We start from the raw sequence: 17,809 nt of genomic DNA, 5'->3' as shown, positions 1-17,809 counted from the left end.
AGTCACGAGCTGATCCAACTCGATGAACGTGGTGCCTATCATTTCAATACAGCTTTTTCTAGTGAACCAGAAAGAAGACACAGCCATATCCCTCTAGCTTCGCATTCGATACTGCTGCCGGTATGCCCTCGGCGACAGCTGAACCGTCCGCTTGAACATCTTCCCGAAATGGGAGAAGTTGCTGAAGCCTGATCGCCAGGCGATATCCGTGATGGAATCATCGGTCTCCCGCAGGAGGCGCTGCGCTTCCTTAATCCGAAGCAGGTTCAGATAATCGCTAAAGGTAAACCCCGTTGTCTGCTTGAACAGCCGGCTGAGATAGTGCGGGCTGATTCGGAACGCCTCCGCTACCTCGGGCAGCGTGAAGGCCTTCCGGTAGTTGTCGTTTAGATACCGGACGACCGCCTGGGTCTTCGGATGAAGAATGGGCTCGGTATCGGCGGATTGAACCGTGCCCAGATGCCGGCTGCGGTAGGCGAAGAGCAGCAATTCAACCGTCCGGTGCCGCAGCAGCCAGCCGCTTCCCTCTTGGGGCTGGATCATCTCATTCACCATTTCGCCGACCATTCGCTCCACCGCTTCACTCGCTGGCGAAGGAAGCCTTAGAATCGGAAGATCCCAGCCGAACGGCTCCTTCAGCCCTTCAGCCAGCTCAGGCGGTACGGCCAGATCCGCGAACAACTCCGGGCTTATATAAAGGACAAGCCGATCATGATCGGGCCTCCCGCTGTCCAGTGTCTTATGAACGGCATTCCGGTCCACGAAGACAAGATCACCGGCCCGAACCCTGTAGGAGCGATCCTTGATGAAGTAGATTCGCTCGCCCGATAACAGGTAGTACAGCTCATAATGATCGTGGAGATGATCGACCGTCATTGAGAAATAGCCAATGCGGCGGTCATACTCCATGTTCAAATATCCGGTGGGATCGTGGTAATCTGCTCGAAACGGCTTGGTCATGCGGCTGCCCCCTTTCCTAGGATTATAGCAAAATATGCGGCATTTGAAAGCGATTACGCATGAAATGCGGCGAAAGCAGTGCTCCCTTGTTATAGGCTAGAGCTATATTCAAGGAGGCGATAGAGATGAGTGACAAGAAACGTTATGTATTGGTCGGTACCGGCGGCCGCGCCGAATTCTTTTATGGCGCACTGGCGCAGAATTTTCGCGACAAATCCGAGCTTGCTGCCTTTTGCGATATCAATCAAACCCGCATGAATTATGCGAATCAGCTGCTGCGGGAAAAATATAAATACACCGAGGTGCCTACCTACCCCGCGGACCAATTTGACCGGATGATCGAGAACGAGAAGCCCGACTTCGTTATCGTGACCAGCATCGACCGGACGCATCACAAGTACATCATTCGCGCAATGGAGCTTGGGTGCGACGTCGTGACCGAGAAGCCGATGACGATCGACGAGGAAAAATGCCAGGCCATTCTGGATGCCGCCAAGCGGACCGGACAAAATATCAGGGTCACCTTTAACTACCGTTACGCCCCCCATCATACCAAGGTCCGGGAATTGATCATGAATGACACCATCGGCCAGGTGACCTCGGTTCACTTCGAATGGCTGCTGAATACCCGCCACGGCGCAGACTACTTCCGGCGCTGGCACCGGGACAAGCGGAACAGCGGCGGATTGCTCGTCCATAAATCCACCCATCACTTCGACCTGGTTAACTTCTGGATCGGTTCCCATCCTGAAACCGTTTTCGCATTTGGAGATCTCATGTATTATGGTAGAGAGAATGCCGAAGCGCGGGGCGTTACGCAATTCTACAATCGCGCAACCGGGAACCCCATTGCCAAAGAGGACCCGTTCGCGCTCCATCTGGATTCGGATGCGCATCTCAAAGCCATGTACCTGGATGCCGAGCCGGAGGATGGCTACCAGCGGGATCAAAGCGTATTCGGGGACGGCATCAACATTGAGGATACAATGGGCGTCCTCGTGCGGTATCAGAACAAGGCCATTTTAACGTATTCGCTGGTCGCCTATCAGCCGTGGGAAGGCTATCGCATCGCCATCAACGGCACCAAAGGCCGGATCGAGATGAACATCGTTGAACAATCCTACGTCAATTCACTGGGCGACAAAAGCCAAGAAGGCGCGTTAATCGGGAAAACGCTGCGGGTGCTTCCGATGTTCGATGCCCCGTACGAGGTTCACGTCGAGGAGCAAAAAGGCGGACATGGCGGAGGCGACCCTGTGCTGCTGAATGATCTGTTCGGGGAACCGGTGGAAGATCCGTATGCCCGTGCGGCCAACCATATCGATGGGGCGAGATCCATACTGACAGGAATTGCAGCCAACCGCGCCATCGCCACCGGCATGCCTGTACGAATCGACAATCTGGTTCGTTTCTAAGCCGTACACGGCTGCTTCAAGCAATTTTCCCTTCAAAGGCTGCGTATTTGCGCAGCCTTTTTTCACATGTCGCAGACCGCCTAGAAATCCGCTTTTCGTAATGGAGGAAATGGATGTTCTTCTCATTAAAGAGCCGTTTGATCGCCTTTATCGTCGCACTCTTCGTCCTCTCTTTCGGCACGCTCTCCTTCCTGCTGTTTACGGAATCGCGCACCGTGATCCGCTCCTACATCGAATCCTCTGCCCTTGAGAAGATGGAGGAATACGGCTCCTACGTCGATATGGTCCAGATGCAGATTTATGATGTCGCTTCCCTCGTGTTCAACAGCGACACGGCCAAGAACTGGGATAACGCCATCAGTGACCCGCTGCTGCCCGAAGGGGAGAAAATGCTGGCCAATCTTGCCATGAGCCGATTTCTGACCCAGGCGACCAACAGCTACACCAGTATCTCCGATGTGTCCATCTACCGGCGCAGCGGACTTCGGATCGGCGGCGAGAACCAAGTCGAAAGCGACCCGGCCTTTTTGCGGGAATCGTGGTACACGAACTTCTTTACGTCCGGAGACCGCTGGCTGCCAGCGCATACGGACCAGCATGAACGTGTCCGGGATCACGGCAATCCCGTCGTCAGCCTGCTGATGCCCATCGGGACCTTCCATCATGCCACGGCGCAGAACGTGATGAAGGTGAACGTCAGCGAGTCTTATTTTCTGGAGCCGCTCACCCGGATCCATCTGGCCAAGAACAGCACGATTTTTCTGTTGAACGAGCAAGGAAGCCCGATTCTATCCCAGCAGGCGCATGAACTTGGCACCGAAGCCCTATCGGAGATCGATCGCATTCGAAACGGCCCGCTGAAATCGGGCGTTGTCTATCTGACCAACGATGAAGGGCAGCGGGACATTCTGGTTTACAAGAAGCTGGGGCGCACCGGCTGGATGCTGGCTGGACTAGCGCCGGAAAAGGAGCTGTACTCCTCTCTTCACAAGCTTCAGAGCACGATTCTGGTGGTTACGGTCGTTCTGATCCTGGCCTCCCTGTTTGCCGCCGCATGGCTCTCCTATGGCGTCACCAAGCCTTTAACGCGTCTGGTGCTGGCGATGAGGCAGGTGCAGCGCGGAGCATTCGACCAGGCCGAGTCCGTGCTGCCTCCCGACAAAAACGTAAAGAGCGAGGTCAGTTACGTCATCTCCACCTTCCGCTATATGGTCAGCCGCCTGCGGCAGCATATCCAGAACGAATTCGAGCTGAAGCTGCTCCGCCAGCAAGCCGAATATAAAGCGCTGCTCATGCAGATCAATCCCCACTTCATGTTTAACACCCTGGAGCTGGTGAGCAGTCTTGCCATGCAGCGCCGAACGGACGACACCGTGCAGGTGATCGAGGACCTGGGCAAAATGATGCGCTTCTCCATGAATACCAGTGACGACCGGGTCCTCTTAGCCGAAGAACTGGCTTATGTCCGCCACTATATCTCCATTCTGCAAACCCGCTTCGGGCATAAACTCGACATCTCCATCCACGAGGAAGGCCGGCTGGATTCACTGGTGATGATCAAGTTCATTCTGCAGCCGCTGATCGAGAATGCGGTCAAGTACAGCTTTCAGCATCAAACCACGGCACAGGTGGACATCCGGATCAGCAGGCAGGGCAATTGCCTGCACCTCCACGTCGCGGATAACGGTCCAGGCATGCCCTCCGAGATCATCCGCAAACTCCAGGATCCCGCGGCGGCCTCTCAATTAGAGCCGATCCTCCGAAGCGAGAGCTGGCACATTGGACTCGGCAACGTGATTGCACGCTGCCGCTTGCATTACGGCGACTTATTTGCCGTTCATATTCGGAACGGGAGCGAAGTCGGCACATGCATCGAACTGATTCTACCGGTACAGGAGGAATATCATGTACAACGTATTGATCGCAGATGACGAGATCGAGGTTCGTGAAGGGCTAAAGCTGAAAGTCGACTGGGAAAGTATGGGCTTTGCCATTTCGGGGGAGGCCGGGAACGGCCTGGAAGCTGAAGAGCTCTTGAAATCCCATTCGTATGACCTGCTCATTACCGACATGAACATGCCCGTCATGGACGGCGTCCAGTTGCTCGATGTTTGCCGGAGCCACAATCCGACCATCCAGATCATCATCATTACAGGATACGAGGATTTTCAATACGCCAGAGCGGGCGTCCGCAGCCAGGCCATGGACTACTTGCTGAAGCCCGTAGCCCGGGGCGACCTGAAATCCGCCTTAAGCAAAATCAAACAGGAATTGGATAAGAACCGCAAGGTACGGGATGATTCGGAAATGATGCAATGGCGGCTATCCCAATATTACAAAGAAATGAAGGAACGCTTCCTGCTGGATCTCGTGCGCGGCAATCGTCTGCCCCCCGCCTCCCTGCCGGAACGGATTCGACTGTTCCACCTGGAGGACTGGCAGGACGGGTGCGTTTGCTTCATCACCGCGGGCATGAGGGAATCCGGCATGCAGAAAGCACCCGAAGGCCGCGCGCCCGAATATCTCCGCCTTCCGTTTCAAATGGTCTGCCATGAAATCGCCGAGTCTTATCCGGGCGGCGTTCAAGTGTTTCATGATACAGCTCATCCCGGCATCATGCATTTCATTGCGCTTGACGGCATTCAGCATGAATTCGCGGATAAACTCGCCGCGCAGGCATCATCGTATTTAATCGTGGAGGTGCAGGTGGGACTCGGGCTGCCCGTATCGGGACTTGAGCGATGGAAAGAGGGTTATATCCACTCCCTCCTGGCCTGGAATCTGGCAGGACGCCAGAACGGACCGGATCAGGCACCCGTAACCGACCAAAGTCCGCTGCTGCCGGAGGAAACAAGCCGCGCGCTTCATCGCTGCCTGATCCGGGGCGAATTGGAATCCTTCCGCAGCATCATCCGGAGGGAACTGGGCGAGGCATTCCGGCTATCGCCTTCCCGCTTGGTACGGAGCCTTTTTCAAATTACGCTGATTATGGAATCGGCCGCCGTCGACAACATACGGCATTCACAGGGAGGGGGGCCTCTATGGATTTCACCCGAATGGGTTTTATGGCTGGAGACCCCGGAGCAGGCGGAACGCCTGCTGATGCAGTGGGCACAGGATTTTGTGGACCACCACCTGGAATCCGGAGACAAAGACGCTACCCTGATTGAATCCGCCAAGCGGTATATCGAGGAAAATTACATGCAGGAATTATCGCTGACCTCGCTGGCCGAGCAGTATAACTACCACCCTACCTACTTCTCGGAGATGTTCAAGGAAGGGGCTGGAGTCTCGTTCATCCAGTACGTTACGGAAGTTCGGATGAAACACGCCGTACGCCTGCTGCAGGAGACCCGGTTGACGGTATGGGACATAGCCGAGCTGACGGGCTTCTCTTCTCCCGGCTATTTCAGCTCCAAATTCAAAAAAATGTTCAATCAGAGCCCTTCCGAGTTCCGACTGTCGCAATCCGAAAAAATCGAACACGATGATCCGAAGAAATGAGATTCCGCCCTTTCTCCTCCCCCGGTATGATGAGTTTACCAGGCGCACCGACATCCCGATTGTAAGCGGCTTCAAGCCGTCAGGTAACCGCCCATGCTCATCCATCCTGAAGGGAGGTACATTATGAGAAAGCTGTCCAGGCCCTTATACGGCCAGCAGAATAAGACAGCCTACTTGTTTCTTCTGCCTTGGCTCATCGGCTTCTTCTGTCTGACGCTGGGGCCGATGATTGCATCGCTGTACTTATCCATGACCAAATTCAACCTGCTCTCATCGCCGACTTGGACGGGACTCAGCAACTATGTCCAGATTTTTACCGAGGACGATACGTTTCAAAGATCCTTGTGGCTAACGTTCTACTATGTGTTCTTATCCGTACCGCTGAGACTTGCGTTCGCGCTGCTGGTCGCCATGGCCTTGAACAAGGGCATCCGCGGACTCGGCATTTACCGGACCGTGTACTATATCCCTTCCTTGTTGGGAGGCAGCGTTGCCATTGCCATCGTCTGGCGCCAAATCTTTGACGGCAGCGGTCTGGTCAACCAGTTCCTCGGCTGGTTCGGCATCTCGGGCCCCTCGTGGATCGCCCACCCCGACTATGTGGTGTATACGATCATCACGCTGTCCGTCTGGCAGTTCGGATCGGCCATGGTCATCTTCCTTGCCGGTCTGAAACAGATTCCGATTGATTTATATGAAGCCTCCGGCGTAGACGGTGCCGGAAAGATTCGTCAGTTCTTCGGCATCACGCTGCCCATGCTGTCACCCGTTATCTTTTTCAATCTAATCATGAGCATGATCAATTCGTTCCAAGCCTTCACGCCGGCCTATGTCATCGGAGACGGGCGGGGAGGACCGCTCGACGCCACAATGTTCTACACCTTGTACCTGTATCTGAAAGGCTTCTCGTTCTTCGATATGGGTTATGCCTCGGCGCTGGCATGGATCATGCTGGTCATCATCGGGGTGTTCACCGGAATCGTTTTTCTTACATCAAAATTCTGGGTCTTCTACGGGGATAACCAGGAAGGGAGGTAATGGATATGCCGCTTAAGCGACAATTGGTTCAAGCCGGGAGGCATGCCGCCATTATCCTCCTCGGCCTGCTCATGCTGTATCCGGTGCTGTGGCTCGTCTTCAGCTCGTTTAAACCGAATCATCTTATCTTCACCAACAGCAGCCTCATTCCGACGGCCTTCACGCTGGATCATTACGTGAACGGCTGGAGCGGGCTTCAGGGCATTTCCTTCGGCCGATTCTTCGGCAACTCCGTGCTGATCTCGGTCATGAGCGTCATCGGGAACATCGTCTCCTGCTCCCTGGCAGCCTACGCCTTCTCGCGATTGAAGTTCAAATTCAAAGGCTTTTGGTTCAGCATCATGCTGGTGACGATTATGCTGCCTTACCACGTAACGCTCGTGCCTCAATACATTCTGTATAACGAGCTGCATTGGATCAATACGTATTTCCCGCTCATCCTGCCCAAATGGCTGGCGCATGACTCTTTCTTCATTCTGCTGATGGTTCAGTTCATCCGGGGCATTCCGCGGGAGCTGGACGAGAGCGCGACCATCGACGGCTGCGGACAATCGCAGATCTTCTTCCGCATCGTGGTGCCGCTTCTCGTCCCTGCGCTGATTACGACGGCCATCTTCACCTTCATCTGGAGCTGGGACGACTTCTTCAGCCAGATGATCTATTTAAGCAAGATTGATTTGTTTACTGTACAGCTGGGGATCCGATCCCTGTTCGATCCTTCGGGGCAATCGGATTGGGGGGCCCTGCTCGCCATGTCCACGCTGTCGCTGCTGCCTGTGACGATCATCTTTCTGGTGTTTCAACGCTATTTTCTCGAAGGCATTGCCACGACCGGCCTGAAGTAGTCTCAGAAGCTGCCTGTCGTGATGCGAAAGCGCGCTGCAAATGAACCAATAATGATTAGACTGGAGGATTATCCATGTTGAAGAAATGTTTCGTTGGCATGTTAGCTTCGCTCCTGTTATTCGTTACCGCCTGTTCCGGAACGGATCACACGGGAGAAGGCGGGAGTACGAACGCAGGGGCTGAGCCGAGCGGCCAAGTCGAGCTGCGCATGATGTGGTGGGGTGATCAAAAACGGGCCGATATTACGAACGAAGCCCTGAAGGTGTTCCAGAGCAAACATCCGAACATCAAAATCGTCGGCGAATTCTCGCCTTCCTCCGGATATTTCGATAAGCTGAACACCCAGCTCGCTTCCGGCACCGCACCGGATATCTTCTTCCTGGGCGGAAACGTGGTGGACTACGCCAAAAAAGATGTGCTGCTGAACCTGGATCCGTATGTCGGCAGCGAACTGAAGCTGGACGGCATGGATGCCACCATGGTGGAATACGGACGCCTGGATGGGAAGCTGCAGCATATTTCTGCAGGCGCAAACGCCCGGGGAATCGTTATCAACAAGGCACTGTTCGAAAAGGCAGGCATTCCTCTGCCGAAGCAGGATTGGGATTGGGAGGAATATGCCGCCATCAGCAAAGAATTGTCCGACAAGCTTGGCGACGGCGTATACGGTACTTATAATTTCACCGTCGACGGAATGGATATCTTTCTGAAGCAGCGCGGAAAACAGCTATATGACATGGAGAACGGAAAGCTTGGTTTTGCCCAGGAAGACATTCAGGAATGGTTCGAGTATTGGGAGGAGGCTTCGAAAGCCGGCGGTGTCGTTACGCCTGAACTTCAGGTGTCCAATCCGCACGATGATACCAGCAAATCCTTGTTAATTACGGGCAAAGCGGCCATGAGCCTTCTCCCTTCCAATCAACTGGCCGCATTCCAGAGCCTGACGGAAGATCCGCTCATCCTCCACCCGGTACCTAGAGGTCCGAAGGGAACGGGCGTAGTATTCGAGTCCAGCCAAGGACTATCCGGATATGCCAACACCAAGCATCCGAAGGAGGTCGCCACGCTCATGGACTTCTGGATCAATGATCCCGAAGCGGCCAAAATCCTCGGTAACGACCGCGGCGTGCCGGTAACGGAAGCCAACCGCAACCTTCTCCAGGAGGAAGCAGGCCCCGTGGAAGAGATTGTGTACAATTACACGAGTCTCGTATCAGAAGCCACGAAAACCGAGCCTTTTGACGTAAGTTATAATCCGCCGGGATTCGCCGAGTTCTCCAAGCTGGCCCAGACGACGACCCAGGAGATCGGTTTCGGCCGGAAAAACGTCGAGCAGGCCGTTGCGGACTTCTATAACGGCACCGTGCGCATATTTGAATCGAATCAATAACAAGCTTTCAAGGAGGCGGACATGACAGAAGTTATGCTGGACCGGCTGCGCCGGATTTCGATGCCGGACCGGGTGCAGCCAGGTAAACGGGAAGATCGGAAACTGCTGCAGGAGTGGCAGGCAACAGGCGTCCGATTCGCGGCATCGGGCGGACGGCTGGAAACGGCTTATTATACCGGGCTGGAGAAGCTGCTGGCCTGCATCGTGCCGATGAACGGCACCGATCCGATTCTGCAGGAGGGCGGTATCTATCTCGGCTGCTGGCTGGAGAGCACCGGCACCATCAATGCCGAACTGCTATCGCGACTGATTCCTTCGGTCTCGGAAACCACCTACCTCGCTTTTGCGGATCAGCAAAGGGAGGATGGGCTGCTCCCTTATAAACTGACGGAGAGCGGCCCTTCGTTCCGCCAGATCCAGCTCGTCACGCCGCTGGCGCGCTGCGTCTGGAACCACTATGAGCTTCATGGAAGGGACATCTCCTTCCTGAAGACCATGTACCAAGCCATGTCGCGTTACGACGATTGGATCGCGCGTTTTGCAGCACCCGGGGGACCGGCTGCGTGGAGGCTTTCAGCACCTTTGATACCGGGCATGATCTGTCGCCCAGGTTCTGGCATGTTCCGGACACGCCCTATAGGAACGATGCTGCCGCCTCCCACCCGGACTCCCCGGTACTGCCTTTCCTGGCACCGGACTTGACGGCCAACATCTACTGCCAACGCAAGTATTTAGCCCGCATAGCCGAAGAGCTCGGTGAATCCGGAGCCGATTGGAGGGTCAAAGCCGAAGCCAGCCTGAACAGCCTCTTCCGTTATTGTTATGACGAGGAGGATCAATTCTTCTACGACCGAGATCGGAACGACGAACTGGTCCGGGTCCAATCCGACGTGCTGCTGCGCGTGATGGCCTGCGAGGTGGGCGACCGCGAGCTGTTTGACAACATGCTGCGTCGCTATTTGCTGAATACCCGCAAATTCTTCGCCAAATATCCGTTTACGTCCATCGCAATGGACGATCCGCGGTTCGATCCGTCCTCCTCTTACAACAGCTGGGGCGGGCCATCCAATTTCCTGAGCTTGATCCGGGCGCCGCATGCCTTTGAACATCACCACCGCTATGTCGAGCTGACCTGGGTGCTGCAGCCCATTCTGTCCGCCTTGTCCAAGGCGAAGCGCTTCCCGCAAACCTTGAGCCCTTGGACCGGTGAAGAGGGTTTTACCGAGGCGTATTCCCCTTCCATTCTGTGCCTGCTGGATTACGTGGAACGGCTCTGCGGCATCATGCCGATCGGATCGGATCGGCTATGGTTTACCGGTCTTCTACCCGTCGACATGGATCATGGCGAAGAAGTCGCCGGCAACACGGCCTATAGCCGAACCGTGAACGGACTGCAGTACGAATTGGTGAATACCCCGGACAACGTTACCGTATATCGGGAAGGCCGCGTTCATATTCAAGGCCCCGCCGGGATTCGGCTGGTCACGGACCGCAGTGGACAATTGGAGGGCGTGATCGGCATGAGCGTGCGTACCATTGAAGGCGAGCTCCGCTATCAAGGCACATCCATACCGATCCGGATCAAAGGCAATGAGATGCAGCTGTATTCAGACGGAGATTTAAAGACGGAGAGGGATATCGGCATCATCTACCCTGCCTATCGTTAATTGAAGGAGGTGAACGCTTAAGCGTGAAAACTCAAGACATTCAGCTTCGGGACCCCTACGTACTGCCTGACCTGGCACAGCGAATATACTACATGTACGGCAGCACCGACAAAAATATTTGGAAGGAAGGGACCGGCTTCGATGTCTATATCAGCCGTGATCTCGACGATTGGGAAGGCCCTTACACAGTCTTTCGCAAACCGGACGGTTTCTTTGCTGACGTGAACTTCTGGGCACCCGAAGTCTACTATTACCATGGGCGTTACATCATGTTTGCCACCTTCCGCCGAAAAGATAACGATCGGCTGGGCACTGCAGTGCTGTCGGCAGAGGAGCCGACGGGGCCCTTCTCCCTCCATAGCGAAGGGCCCGTGACCCCAGCCGACTGGAGTTCCCTGGACGGCACGCTCTATATCGACGAAACGGATCAGCCGTGGATGGTGTTCTGCCATGAATGGCAGCAGGTCGGGGACGGCGAGATCTGCGCCATGCGCCTGAGTCCCGATCTCATGGAAGCAGCCTCGGAGCCCGTGACCCTGTTCAGTGCCTCCGAAGCCGCTTGGGCCACGCCGTTCCACTCGCCCCGCTTTCCCGGATCGGGCAACTACGTGACGGACGGACCGTTTCTGTTTCGGACAACGTCAGGGAGTCTGCTCCTATTATGGGCCAGCTTTGTGAATGGCCGATACGCGCTCGGCGTGGCCAAGTCGACAACCGGCAAGCTGACGGGTCCCTGGCTTCAAGAGCCAGAACCCTTATACGCCAGCGACGGCGGGCACGGCATGGTGTTCCGTACCTGGAACGGGCAGCTGATGCTGACCGTGCATACCCCCAACCGCACGCCGGATGAACGGCCGATCTTCATCCCCGTCACAGAGGATGGAGACAGCATCAAGATGGATGGGATGTATCGGACAACACGTATGCCCAAGTAAAATCTCTATACGCGAAAAGGCCGCTCTCCATGAACATGGCAGAGCGGCTCTTTTTATATGCTTAACTTCCCGAAGCTATGCGTTACTGTCCCGTAGAAACAAAAGGAGGCCGTACGCGTACGGCCTCCTTCTACACTCATTTATTACAGTTTCACGATTTTACCGGTCTCTTGGGATTCGAATGCACCCAGGATCACGTTCAAGGAACGCAGTCCTTCCTCACCGGAAATGCTAGGCGGCGTGTTCGTGAGAATGGATTCGACGAACGCGTCGATGACGCCGCTCGGAACCTGCTTCTCATTGGTTGCCATGGCGCCAACCTTGTAGGTCTCCACCGTACCGTCGGTCAGCTCCACAACCACCTCGTCGCCGTTAACGGTACCGATCTTCATGGCACCCTTCTCGCACCATAACACTGTTCCGTTATCGCCGGATCTGTAATGCGTCCAGCTTGCCATCAGCGTGCCCACGGCCCCGCTCTTCATGCGAACGATGCAAGTCGCGTTGTCGTCCACATCGGTTCCTTCTTTATGGACCGTACCGATGAAACCTGCCACTTCCACGATTTCATCGTTCAGCAAATAACGGATAAAGTCGGATTTGTGCACGCCGAGATCGCCCATGGCGCCCATAATCGCTTCTTCTTTGCGGAAGAACCAGCTGTCCCGTCCATCCAGGCTCCAGCTCTCCGGACCGCCGTGGCCAAAGGAAGTACGGAAGGTAAGCACTTTACCGAGCTTGCCGGAATCCAGAATTTCCTTCGCTTTTACGTGCGGAGGCATGAGGCGCTGATTGTGGCCTACCATCAGGTACACCCCGTTCTTGCGGGCGGACTCGATCATTTGCTCCCCTTCTTCAGCCGTTGTAGCCATCGGCTTCTCCACCAGCACATGAAGGCCGGCATTTGCAGCCGCGATGCTCATCGGAGCATGCAGATAGTTTGGCGTACATACACTAACGGCGTCGAGCTTCTCGTTCTTCAACAGTTCTTGGTAGTCTGTATAGGCTTTACCGCCATACTGGGCTGCCATCTCTTCGGCGCGTTCTTTTACCGGATCGGCAAAAGCTACCAGCTCCACGTTAGCATTGTTCGCGTATTCAGGAATATGTCTGCGCTGGGCGATCGCGCCGCAGCCAAACACAGCCACTTTAATTTTACTCATCGAAAGTCTCCTTTGTGCTCATAAATTAAAATTGGTTCAGGTAGTTCTGCTTCAGCCAGTTCATGCTGTTCTCCACGCTTTGCAGCGGCGGATTCTGACATACGTCCTGCTCGACGATCAGCCATTCCGTACCTGCATCGGATGCAGCCTGAATGACGCCCGGCAGGTTAACCGAGCCTTGGCTCAGCTCCAGCGTCTTCATGTTGCCTTCCGCATCCTTGCTGAAATCTTTCAGGTGAAGCAGCGGAAGACGTCCTGCGTATTTCGGAATGTAGGCAAGCGGATCTTGTCCGGCGAATTGTACCCAGCATACGTCCATCTCCACTTGCACGGCTTCCGGCGTCGTTGCGGAATACATTGCGTCAAAGACGAACTGGCCATCAACCTCGGCTTCGAACTCGAATGCATGGTTATGGTATCCAAAGATCAGTCCCTGCTTGCGGGCTTCAGCCCCTACTTCCTCCAAGAAGGAGAAGAGGTTCTTCCAATCCTCAGCATCTTTACGATCTTCTTCGGCCACATATGGACACATCATATATTTAGCGCCAATGGTTTTCAGGTAATCAATTTCCTTCTGCAGATCTGCGCGAAGCAGATGCAGGCCCACGTGACTGCCAATTGCTTTCAGGCCAAGCTCTTGAAGAAGCGTTTTCATTTCCTCGGCCGGAATGTCTCCATAACCTGCGAATTCCACGCCTTCATAACCCAATTCAGCGACTTTGCGGAGCGTACCGCGGAAATCCTGTGCCGTTTCATCGCGCAGCGTATACATTTGCAAACCAATGTTCATTCTTCTCATTATAGCGCACCTCGATTCCAAAAATGAGTTACTGCTCTATCTGCTACTATCATACATGCAAATAGGCTAAAATGAACATAAACAATATTGCTGCAACATGAACTATCTGCTTATATTTTTACTGGGGGTTGTTACCATTATGGAAGCAAGGCTGCTCATCTGCGACTATTCCTATCACTTTCAGCAATTCAGCAACAGCCATCGGGGCGGCTTGACAACCTATCTGTTCCGACTCCAAACCGAAGGCTCCTGCGAAATCTACTGCAACGGCATCGAGCACCACGTGCAGGCAGGCGACCTGCTGCTGTTGAAGCCCGGCGATGAATACGAGCTGCGGGTGAAGGAAGACGGTGAGGATGGCCGGGTATCCAGCGGGGATTATTTTATATTCTGCGACGGCTCCTGGATTGATGACTGGTGGAACCGTATCCCCCGCCCTGTCGTCAGTCACGTGGGGCTCGACGATTATTTGCTGGGTTTGTGGAGACAAATGCTGCTGGAGAAGCGGCGCGGCCTTGAAGGGGAAATCGGGGAACTGACCGACTACCTGCTGCGCAGTCTCTGCCTCTGCCTGGACCGCGCCATTACCGAGATCAAGCCGACCGATCGCCTTGCCTTCACTGCCCTGCGGCTGAAGCGATTCGTGGAGGAGCATGCCACCCTTACCTTTAAGCTGGAAGAGGCCGCTTCCCATGTCGGGCTCAGCTTATCCCGGGCGGTTAAGCTGTTTAAGGAGTATTACGGAAAAACCATGATCCAATACGCCCTCGAGATCAGGCTGAACGCAGCCGTCGAGCGCATCAAATACAGCACGATGACATTGGAAGAAATCGCGGAAACCTGCGGCTTCGCCAGCTACTCCTACTTTCACCGGGTATTCCGTGCCAACTATGGCGTATCCCCGGTCAAATTCCGGGAAACGGCAACGGTGCCGGCAAGGCCGGGGCAGGAGAAGAGCTCACGCTAAATTTTTTCCTTCTATATAATGGGGTAGCAAAAAGCAGCCCCGGCTCATCCTTTAAGGCAGGAGCTAGGCTGCTTTGCACATTAGTAACTCGATACGTTCTAGACTGCTTTTTCAGGCCACATTCATAACATCGCGGCACCGGCGGCGGTAAAAACAAGTGCGAAATAAACGCCGACCCCTATCAGGTGATTGCGATTCCACTCCCGCGGCTTGATCTCCACAATGTACGGGAGCAGCCACAGAAAGCTGGCAACAAACCATGCAGCGGAGGCCAATCCGATAAACAGCAGCTTCTTTCCTTGCTCGTATTGGAAGACAAGGTCCATCCCGTTAATACGGATCAAGGAGCCGCTGGTCAAGGTACAGGCATAGGCCAAGACCATGAATACGGCCGCAACCAAGAGCGTGCCGATGGCTTTGAGCCCGTCCGAAGTCAGGAAATTCGGCCGTCTCCCCTTCTTTCCGGAACAACCGATCAAAAAGAATACAAACCCGACCAAAATAGCCACCCCCGCCCCGGAGGCGACAATGCCGCCCGAAACGGCTGCCGCCAAAGCTAGAATCGAAACCATCATCTGGTCTTTCCCTCTCTTTCGTACCTGCGGAACCGTACTGTGTGTGGTTGATATTGAAATCGTGCGGGGAGCTAAGACTCCATAGGTAACGGCACTATGACCGTGCAGAACGTATCGATCTAATTACTCACATCCGTCGTATCATCCATCCGGGCAGCCCGCATCGGTGAGAACACGAACCAAACTCCGACTACAGCCAGTCCGGTGATAACAACGCCTAATGCTGTGCGAAATCCAAATACATCAGCGATGAAGCCACCCAGAGGCGCTCCAATAACGATCATACTGCGGTTGATAGACCTCATGGTGGCATTCATACGCCCATGCAAGTGTGCGGGTGTGATCGTCTGCCGGTAACCCATCTCAATCGGACCCTCAATACCTAATGCTAAACCATAAAACAGTTGCCCAAATCCGATCATGAGGAAGGTCTGAATCGACAGATCACCGTTGTCAGTGGGTGGTGCCAGAGCCATGAACAGGACCGCCGGTGCATACAAAAGTCTGGCAAACGTGATGCTGCGTCCAATTCCAAATCGCTTGCTGACCCGGGTTGATAACGTCGTGCCTATAACAGCGCCAAACCCTGCTGATGTCATGACCAGTCCCAGGGTTGACGCATGAAACCCTAATTCGGTGAGAGCGTAAGTTACCAGCACCGTACCCAGCATACTGTTAAATAGAAACCACGCATGGGTATTGAGTGCCAGCGTGCTGAGAAACGGATGCCGGTAGACCCAGCGCAATCCTTCCTTTATCAATTCAAGTATGCGTTCATTCGAGGCCTTTTCCGGTATGGGCTGATGTTTAATGAAAGCCATGACCAGCCCTGAAAATAGATACGAAGCTGCGTTAACCAAGATTGCAAACGGAGCCGTAACGATGGAGATTAATAAACCGGCAGCTGCGGGGCCGCTGGTTTCCGCAACGGCTGCGCTTTGCTCCAACCGTGCATAAGCGGGCAATAACAACTTTCTCGGCACGAGTTGGGGCACAATAGATTGAGATGCAGCATCATTGAATAACGACATCGCCCCGAAGAGTATCATGATGATCATCAGAATGCCCACATTGATTTCATCGAACAATGCCAGTAGGCAAATCGCTACGAGCAAGATTCCCCGCCCCAGATCGGTCAGTACCAGGATGTTCCGACGACTGACGCGATCAATAATCACTCCAGCCACCAATCCCAGCAGCACATAAGGCAGCCACCTCGAGGAGTTGATCCAGCCCACATCAACGGTACTGCCTTCCAGATTAACCACCACCAGTACTTGGAGAGCGAGTGTGGTAATATACGTGCCAAAATATGAAATGGTGGAAGCTAACCAGAAAAATACGTAACTCTTATTCTTGGTGAGATTCATCTCTAACCTCCAACTGAGCGCCGTATTTTTCGGGTTAATTGTATATTGGAGTCACTGCTGAATGAAGTCCCGAGCGCTATAACTAGTTAAATTGTAGCATATCCGCAACAGATAGAGACGTGCTCATACCAATTCATTCCACGATCAAACCATCCGTCGACTTATCGACAGAATGAATGCGTATGTTTCTTAACGTTCTACTCAAGGGAAATCGTCATGGCGCTGCCTTTAAAAATATTAAATCCGAGTTCCTGAAGAACCTTCACGGCATCTTCAACAGGCAATTTAGGGAGATGAAACTCATGATCGATGACCTCTCGCAGCTCGCTGAGATCGGATAAAATGCGCTTTTCTACCTTCCCGTTTGCATACCGGATACTCAGTACATTGTCGACCAGAGACAGCGAGCGCTGCTGATCCAGTTGCCACAGCTGACAGCGTAATGAAGAGGTAAAGAGATCATTCGGTTGAAAATAGCTTGCAATGGCCGGCTGGAAATCATCGAATTGATACGTTACCCGCGTGTCGAATGACCAAACCAATTCTGTAATCAGCCGACCATCCGCATACCGATAGTACGTATATGTTCCCGGTTCATCCCCTGGGCGCAATCTGACTTCAATCCCGGCATATTGGGAAACTTGCTCGGGATCGCTCTCCAAACGTACGGGTTCGAAAAAAGGGGCGGAGTTTCCGCAATCCACGTACACTTCTTCTTGCTCACCCGGGATCCGCACCAGTAACCCAACATGTCCCCCGCCCAGCAGCGTATACCGGGTTTCGAAACCAAGCTGGTTCAAGAGCTGATGAAGACTGCTGTTAATCATATAACAAGTGCCTCCCGCATTCAGCTGCCACAGCTGATCTACGAATTTCTTCTCATCCTGCTCCAATCTTCCTTTTTGATGATATTCTTGATACTGCAGCAACGTGGTAATGTTCTCGAACGGTACACGCTGATGATGTGCGGTGCAAATTTCGGTTAAATATTCCAATGAAGCCTCCCTTATCGGGACTTGAATATATTGCAAATAGTTGTTTGCCCACTGAGGCAGTTGTCCTTGATTCTGCACAATGTTCACGCTCCCTTTTCCTCTGATGTAAGGTATGCTCTTTATTTTAAACATTCTGCATATCATTACGTCATACCAATGACTGCACGATCTATACAGAAAAGGTC

The 17,809-nt window shown here is 53.8% G+C and carries 14 protein-coding genes and 1 pseudogene; 9 read left to right on the top strand and 6 right to left on the bottom strand.

Annotation, left to right across the window (positions count from 1 at the left end):
• Positions 1 to 93: 93 nt before the first annotated feature.
• A complete protein-coding gene (locus AC0VZ8_RS02560; protein WP_475485964.1) occupies positions 94 to 960 on the bottom strand; it encodes a helix-turn-helix domain-containing protein in 867 nt (288 codons plus the stop codon).
• Positions 961 to 1,085: 125 nt separating this feature from the next.
• Here AC0VZ8_RS02560 and AC0VZ8_RS02555 point away from each other — a divergent pair, with 125 nt between their 5' ends.
• The 8 genes and pseudogenes from AC0VZ8_RS02555 to AC0VZ8_RS02520 all read left to right on the top strand — a co-directional run bounded on the left by AC0VZ8_RS02555 (position 1,086) and on the right by AC0VZ8_RS02520 (position 11,755).
• A complete protein-coding gene (locus AC0VZ8_RS02555; RefSeq protein WP_260066628.1) occupies positions 1,086 to 2,375 on the top strand; it encodes a Gfo/Idh/MocA family oxidoreductase in 1,290 nt (429 codons plus the stop codon).
• A 113-nt stretch (positions 2,376 to 2,488) separates the two neighbouring features.
• Positions 2,489 to 4,306, top strand: coding sequence for a cache domain-containing sensor histidine kinase (locus AC0VZ8_RS02550; protein ID WP_475485963.1), 1,818 nt, complete (start codon positions 2,489 to 2,491; stop codon positions 4,304 to 4,306).
• The gene (locus AC0VZ8_RS02545) at positions 4,281 to 5,879 is read left to right on the top strand and encodes a response regulator (protein ID WP_475485962.1); all 1,599 of its coding nucleotides are present in this window, start codon (positions 4,281 to 4,283) and stop codon (positions 5,877 to 5,879) included. Before AC0VZ8_RS02550 ends, AC0VZ8_RS02545 begins: the two co-directional genes overlap by 26 nt.
• A gap of 123 nt (positions 5,880 to 6,002) precedes the next feature.
• Positions 6,003 to 6,917, top strand: coding sequence for a carbohydrate ABC transporter permease (locus AC0VZ8_RS02540; RefSeq protein WP_475485961.1), 915 nt, complete (start codon positions 6,003 to 6,005; stop codon positions 6,915 to 6,917).
• Between the two features lie 5 nt (positions 6,918 to 6,922).
• Entirely contained in the window at positions 6,923 to 7,762 is an 840-nt protein-coding gene (locus AC0VZ8_RS02535; RefSeq protein ID WP_475485960.1) for a carbohydrate ABC transporter permease, read from the top strand.
• 74 nt (positions 7,763 to 7,836) lie between these two features.
• The gene (locus tag AC0VZ8_RS02530; protein ID WP_475485959.1) at positions 7,837 to 9,153 is read left to right on the top strand and encodes an ABC transporter substrate-binding protein; all 1,317 of its coding nucleotides are present in this window, start codon (positions 7,837 to 7,839) and stop codon (positions 9,151 to 9,153) included.
• 21 nt (positions 9,154 to 9,174) lie between these two features.
• A pseudogene (locus AC0VZ8_RS02525) lies at positions 9,175 to 10,820 on the top strand (MGH1-like glycoside hydrolase domain-containing protein).
• Between the two features lie 23 nt (positions 10,821 to 10,843).
• Entirely contained in the window at positions 10,844 to 11,755 is a 912-nt protein-coding gene (locus AC0VZ8_RS02520; protein WP_475485958.1) for a glycoside hydrolase family 43 protein, read from the top strand.
• Between the two features lie 143 nt (positions 11,756 to 11,898).
• Here AC0VZ8_RS02520 and AC0VZ8_RS02515 read toward each other — a convergent pair whose 3' ends face one another.
• Together AC0VZ8_RS02515 and AC0VZ8_RS02510 are read right to left on the bottom strand one after the other, a co-directional pair.
• Positions 11,899 to 12,918: a Gfo/Idh/MocA family protein gene (locus AC0VZ8_RS02515; protein WP_475485957.1), complete on the bottom strand. Its 1,020-nt coding sequence runs from the start codon at positions 12,916 to 12,918 to the stop codon at positions 11,899 to 11,901.
• A gap of 25 nt (positions 12,919 to 12,943) precedes the next feature.
• On the bottom strand, positions 12,944 to 13,717 hold the full coding sequence (locus AC0VZ8_RS02510; RefSeq protein ID WP_216532801.1) for a sugar phosphate isomerase/epimerase family protein: 774 nt from the start codon (positions 13,715 to 13,717) through the stop codon (positions 12,944 to 12,946).
• Positions 13,718 to 13,856: 139 nt separating this feature from the next.
• Here AC0VZ8_RS02510 and AC0VZ8_RS02505 point away from each other — a divergent pair, with 139 nt between their 5' ends.
• The gene (locus AC0VZ8_RS02505) at positions 13,857 to 14,684 is read left to right on the top strand and encodes a helix-turn-helix domain-containing protein (protein ID WP_475485956.1); all 828 of its coding nucleotides are present in this window, start codon (positions 13,857 to 13,859) and stop codon (positions 14,682 to 14,684) included.
• Between the two features lie 122 nt (positions 14,685 to 14,806).
• Here the strand turns inward: AC0VZ8_RS02505 and AC0VZ8_RS02500 are convergent, their stop codons facing one another.
• The 3 genes from AC0VZ8_RS02500 to AC0VZ8_RS02490 all read right to left on the bottom strand — a co-directional run bounded on the left by AC0VZ8_RS02500 (position 14,807) and on the right by AC0VZ8_RS02490 (position 17,711).
• On the bottom strand, positions 14,807 to 15,259 hold the full coding sequence (locus AC0VZ8_RS02500; RefSeq protein ID WP_475485955.1) for a hypothetical protein: 453 nt from the start codon (positions 15,257 to 15,259) through the stop codon (positions 14,807 to 14,809).
• A 119-nt stretch (positions 15,260 to 15,378) separates the two neighbouring features.
• Positions 15,379 to 16,629 carry an MFS transporter gene (locus AC0VZ8_RS02495; protein WP_475485954.1) on the bottom strand — a complete coding sequence of 417 codons (1,251 nt, stop codon included), beginning with the start codon at positions 16,627 to 16,629 and terminating at the stop codon, positions 15,379 to 15,381.
• Positions 16,630 to 16,826: 197 nt separating this feature from the next.
• Positions 16,827 to 17,711, bottom strand: a complete 885-nt coding sequence (locus AC0VZ8_RS02490) for an arylamine N-acetyltransferase (protein WP_475485953.1) — start codon at positions 17,709 to 17,711, stop codon at positions 16,827 to 16,829.
• Positions 17,712 to 17,809: the final 98 nt, after the last annotated feature.

It is taken from the genome of Paenibacillus sp. QJM3NY_38 (genome assembly GCF_056173265.1).
The sequence above is the reverse complement of the archived record's forward strand: the minus strand, read 5'-3'. Positions and strand labels throughout refer to the sequence as shown.

What these genes read in the sequence shown, in the direction of transcription:
- AC0VZ8_RS02560 (WP_475485964.1), bottom strand. Translation starts at nt 960, where the DNA reads ATGACCAAGCCGTTTCGAGCAGATTACCACGATCCCACCGGATATTTG.
- AC0VZ8_RS02555 (WP_260066628.1), top strand. Translation starts at nt 1,086, where the DNA reads ATGAGTGACAAGAAACGTTATGTATTGGTCGGTACCGGCGGCCGCGCC.
- AC0VZ8_RS02550 (WP_475485963.1), top strand. Translation starts at nt 2,489, where the DNA reads ATGTTCTTCTCATTAAAGAGCCGTTTGATCGCCTTTATCGTCGCACTC.
- AC0VZ8_RS02545 (WP_475485962.1), top strand. Translation starts at nt 4,281, where the DNA reads ATGTACAACGTATTGATCGCAGATGACGAGATCGAGGTTCGTGAAGGG.
- AC0VZ8_RS02540 (WP_475485961.1), top strand. Translation starts at nt 6,003, where the DNA reads ATGAGAAAGCTGTCCAGGCCCTTATACGGCCAGCAGAATAAGACAGCC.
- AC0VZ8_RS02535 (WP_475485960.1), top strand. Translation starts at nt 6,923, where the DNA reads ATGCCGCTTAAGCGACAATTGGTTCAAGCCGGGAGGCATGCCGCCATT.
- AC0VZ8_RS02530 (WP_475485959.1), top strand. Translation starts at nt 7,837, where the DNA reads ATGTTGAAGAAATGTTTCGTTGGCATGTTAGCTTCGCTCCTGTTATTC.
- AC0VZ8_RS02515 (WP_475485957.1), bottom strand. Translation starts at nt 12,918, where the DNA reads ATGAGTAAAATTAAAGTGGCTGTGTTTGGCTGCGGCGCGATCGCCCAG.
- AC0VZ8_RS02510 (WP_216532801.1), bottom strand. Translation starts at nt 13,717, where the DNA reads ATGAGAAGAATGAACATTGGTTTGCAAATGTATACGCTGCGCGATGAA.
- AC0VZ8_RS02505 (WP_475485956.1), top strand. Translation starts at nt 13,857, where the DNA reads ATGGAAGCAAGGCTGCTCATCTGCGACTATTCCTATCACTTTCAGCAA.
- AC0VZ8_RS02500 (WP_475485955.1), bottom strand. Translation starts at nt 15,259, where the DNA reads ATGATGGTTTCGATTCTAGCTTTGGCGGCAGCCGTTTCGGGCGGCATT.
- AC0VZ8_RS02495 (WP_475485954.1), bottom strand. Translation starts at nt 16,629, where the DNA reads ATGAATCTCACCAAGAATAAGAGTTACGTATTTTTCTGGTTAGCTTCC.